We start from the raw sequence: 4099 nt of genomic DNA, 5'->3' as shown, positions 1-4099 counted from the left end.
GCCCTGTTCCAGCACGCGCTCGCGGTCGCCCACCATCGCGAACGCGGTCACCGCGACCAGGGGCACCTCGCGTAGCGCGGGGTCGGCCTTGGCCAGGCGCGCGAACTCCATGCCGTCGATCTCGGGCATCTGGATGTCGCACAGGATCAGGTCAGGCTTCTCGCGCCGAGCGATGTCCAGCCCGACGCGCCCGTCGACCGCCTTCAGCGTCTCGAAGCCGAACGCGCGCAGCAGGTAGTCCATCAGCTCGCGGTTCATCGCGTTGTCTTCGACGATCAGCACCCGTGCGCCCATGCCGTCAGTCCTGCGCGATCGGCAGCACCAGCGTGAAGCGGCTGCCCCGGCCGACCTCGCTGCTCAGCTCGATGTGTCCACCCAGCAGCTCGGCCAGCTTGCGGCTCAGGTACAGGCCGAGGCCGGTGCCCTCGGTGCGCGCCCGCGCAGCACTGCTGCCCACCCGCGCGAAGGCCTGGAACAGCGTGGCCTGGTCCTGCGCCGAGATGCCGGCACCGGTGTCGGTCACCGCCAGCTCGACGCAGCGGTCCACGTCGCGGTCCCTGAAGCCGACCGACATCGACACCGTGCCCGCTTCGGTGAACTTGATCGCGTTGTTCACCAGGTTGATCAGGATCTGGTGCACCGCGCGGCGGTCGGTGTGCACCTCGATCGCGCCGTCGGGCATCTGCACCAGCAGCCGCAGCCCCTTGCCCTCGGCCACCGGCTGCAGCGTGGACGCCACCTCGTCCACCAGCGAGCGGCAGGCCACCGGGACCAGCTGCATCTGCACGTTGCCGGAATCGATCTTCGCCAGGTCCAGCAGGTCGTTGATCAGCGACAGCAGGTGCTTGGCGCTGGACTGCACCATGCCCAGCTGCTTCTCCTGGTCGGACGTCAGCGGCCCCGGCAGCTTCATCAGCAGCAGGCCGGTGAAGCCGATCACCGCGTTCAGCGGCGTGCGCAACTCGTGGCTCATGGTCGCGAGGAACTTGTCCTTGGCCTGGTTGGCCCGCTCGAGCTCGAGGTTCTTCTCCTGCAGCGCGTGCTCGACGCGCCGGCGCTCGGTGATGTCGCGGATCGAGCTGCTGACCAGCGTGCCGTCCTCGGTCTCCAGCGGGCTCAGGCTGATCTCGACCGGAAACTCCKMGCCGTTCTTGCGCAGCCCGTACAGCTGCAACCCCAGGCCCATCTCGCGCGTGCGCGACTGCGCCATGTAGTGCGCCCGGTGCCCGACATGCGCGCCGCGAAAGCGCTCGGGCATCAGCATCTCCAGCGGCCGGCCGGCGATCTCGTCGCGGCGGTAGCCGAAGACCGCCTCGGCCTGGCCATTGACGAACACGATGCGGCCGATGTCGTTGACGATCACGATCGCGTCCGGCGTCGATTCGAGCAGGCCGCGGTAGCGGGTGTCGATCAGGTCGGCATCGCGCTGCATCTTCRTGTGGGTGACGTCGGCCAGGCGGTGCAGGTGGCCGCCGACCTGGCCGGCCACCGGCTCGAGCATCCGCGTCGACGCCAGCACGTAGATCAGCGAGCCGTCGCGGCAGCGGCGCACCACCTCGCGGCTGCGCTCGTCGCCCACCGGCTCGGGCGGGTCCGTGGGCGCCAGCAGCTCCGGGAGCAGCCGGCCGATCGCCTCGTCGCGCCGGTAGCCGAACATCGCCTCGGCGGCCGGGTTCCACCAGGTGACGCGGCCGTCGTCCCCGGTGGCGATCAAGGCGTCCGGCGACTCCTGCGAGAGTCGCGCGGCCAGGGGGTCGGCTGTCGTCATGGCGAGTCCTCCCGCACGACGGCCGAAACAGCGCGCGGGCCGCGTGCAGTGCATTGTTGTCGATGTAACAGACCGCATTGGGCACCTTGCCCGGCGGTTGCGCAAGAGGCGCGAGCCGGCGCAGCTCGACGGACGAGGCTAGTCGGAACCCACGGGCAGCGGAATGCCCGATTCTGCAAAGACTTCCCGCACGACCGCCAAGCCGTTGAGCGCAGCCGGGAACCCCGCGTAGACAGCCATCTGCATCACCACCTCGACGATTTCACGGGGCGAGCAGCCGACATGAAGGGCGGCGTGAACGTGCACCCGAAGTTGAGGCCGGGCATGACCGAGGGCACACAGCGCCGCGACCGTGGCGAGTTCGCGTTCGCGCAGGCCCAGCCCCTTGCGCGCATAGATGTCACCGAACGGGAACTCGACGATGTAGCGCGCGAAATCGGGAAAGGATTTCGCCAGCCCCTCCACAACCTCCAGGCCCGCGGGGCCGTCGACGGCAGCCAGCATCGCGGCGCCGCGTTCGTAGCGGTCGGCGCTCATCGTGCGGTGGGGCAGATTGCAGCGAGGCTGCCTGCGGCGATGGGATGTCTGACGGTCATGAGCGGCTCCTGAATGTGCGATGCAAGCCACTGTAGGCGCAGGCCTCGGCATGGGGAATGACCAAGTTGGTGATACCTTTTCGGTATGTCATCACGCTTGGATTCCCGCTCTCTTGCACTCTTCCTGGCCGTGGCCGACACGTCGAGCTTCCGGCAGGCCGCCGAGACGCTGCATGTGTCCCAACCACCGTTGAGCCGTGCGATCCGTGAACTCGAGGAGCGGCTGGGTGCACGCCTGTTCGACCGCGGTACCCAGGGTGTGAGCCTCACCGAGGCTGGCCGCAAGCTGCTGCCCTACGCGCGAAGCGTCGGGAGATTGCTCCGTGAAGCCGAGGCCAGCCTGGCGCATGAGGGCATGCCGCAGAGTTTGAGGCTCGGCCTGACGAGCGCTGTCGAACCGGCGTGGTTCGGTGGGCTCGCGGAACGGATCCAGGCGAGGCATCCCGACACGGCCGTGTCGGTGATCGTCGACACGTCCCCCAGGCTCGTGCGCCAACTGCGCGCCGGCMGATTGGCGGCAGCTTTCATCGCGCTACCCACGGAGGCCTCTGGTCTTGACGTGATGGAGCTTGACCGGGTGCCGATGATGGTGGCGATGCCATCGTCCCACGGCCTGGCCCGGCGCCGAACCGTCCGGCTCGCCGATCTCGCCGCAGAGGTCATTTTCTGGTTCGAGCGTGCGCGTCAGCCTGCGTTCTACGACCACTGCCAGCGTGTTTTCGCCCATCACGGCTTTGCGCCGCGGAAGGTCAAGGAGCCGGCTGACCATCACGTGTTGCTGGCCGATGTGGCGGGTGGGCGTGGCATTGCCTTGCTGCCAAGATCGTTCGCGGGGTTGCGTCGGGCAGGTGTTTCCTATCGGTCTCTGGTCGAGGGCGAGGAGCTGGCCGTCGGCATCGGATTGGCCACGCCTCGAAACAAGGAGGTCGTGCGGGACTTCCTGGTCGTCGCGGGCCTCGGTACCAGCAAGGCGCGCGAGGTCAAGGCGCCGAGGGCCGGGTAGGAAGGCGAAGGCGGCCCCCTCAGGCCTTGCACCTGGGAGCCGCCTCGATGCCCAGCGCGGCATAGGCCATCGCCGCTTCGGCGGCATAGCCGACCGGCATGACATTGCCGGCGGCGCTGGACAACTGAAAGGCGCCTTCCATCATCGCGAGCAGGCCTGCGGCGAGCGTGTCGGCCGTGACCGTGCTGCGCCGTTCCTCGGCGAGGCAGTCGGCGACGAGCTGGCGCAGCGCCGCGAGTTCTTCGGCAATGGCCTGCTCGTACAGCGCGCGCACCTCGGGCTGTCGCACGGCTTCGGCGCCCACCATCACCCAGGCCGCCACCATGTCGGGCGCCGCGCCTGCACCCAGCCCCAGCCGCGCCTGCACATAGGCCTGCAGGCGTTCGCGTGGTGAAGCCGAGGCATCGGCCAGCGCCGCGAAGCGGTTGCGAGCGTATTCCACGATGGCCTGCACCAGCGACATCAGGATCTCCTGCTTGCTCTTGAAGTGGTAGTGCAGGAGTCCTGGCGTCAGCCCGGCTTCGCGGGCGATCGCCTGCACTGTGGCCTTCTCGTAGCCGTGCTGTGCCATGACCGGCAGCATGGCCGCCACGATCGAGGCGCGGCGGCTTTCGGTGTTGATGGTGCTTCGGGTGCGGGCCATGGCGACAGATATTTTTGGCTATGCGACCAAATTATCGTTGCAATCGGCCGGCTCGGGCTTTAGAGTTTCGATAAGTTGGTTGATTGACC

5 protein-coding genes are annotated in these 4099 nt (G+C 68.2%); 1 reads left to right on the top strand and 4 read right to left on the bottom strand.

The features are described 5' to 3' along the window. The 3 genes from AC1D15_RS20515 to AC1D15_RS20505 form a co-directional block, all read right to left on the bottom strand. A partial coding sequence (locus AC1D15_RS20515; protein WP_477827417.1) for a response regulator occupies positions 1-294 on the bottom strand: 294 nt, incomplete at its 3' end. Positions 295-298: 4 nt separating this feature from the next. Continuing rightward, complete coding sequence (locus tag AC1D15_RS20510) at positions 299-1768, bottom strand: PAS domain-containing sensor histidine kinase (RefSeq protein WP_477827416.1); 1470 nt, start codon at positions 1766-1768, stop codon at positions 299-301. 138 nt (positions 1769-1906) lie between these two features. Beyond that, positions 1907-2305, bottom strand: coding sequence for a carboxymuconolactone decarboxylase family protein (locus AC1D15_RS20505; protein WP_047504929.1), 399 nt, complete (start codon positions 2303-2305; stop codon positions 1907-1909). 144 nt (positions 2306-2449) lie between these two features. Between AC1D15_RS20505 and AC1D15_RS20500 the strand changes: the two genes are divergently transcribed. Then, a complete protein-coding gene (locus AC1D15_RS20500) occupies positions 2450-3367 on the top strand; it encodes a LysR family transcriptional regulator (protein ID WP_477827415.1) in 918 nt (305 codons plus the stop codon). 19 nt (positions 3368-3386) lie between these two features. Here the strand turns inward: AC1D15_RS20500 and AC1D15_RS20495 are convergent, their stop codons facing one another. Then, positions 3387-3950: a TetR/AcrR family transcriptional regulator gene (locus AC1D15_RS20495; protein WP_477827414.1), complete on the bottom strand. Its 564-nt coding sequence runs from the start codon at positions 3948-3950 to the stop codon at positions 3387-3389. Positions 3951-4099: the final 149 nt, after the last annotated feature.

This window comes from Rhizobacter sp. P2_H2 (genome assembly GCF_056403375.1).
The sequence above is the reverse complement of the archived record's forward strand: the minus strand, read 5'-3'. Positions and strand labels throughout refer to the sequence as shown.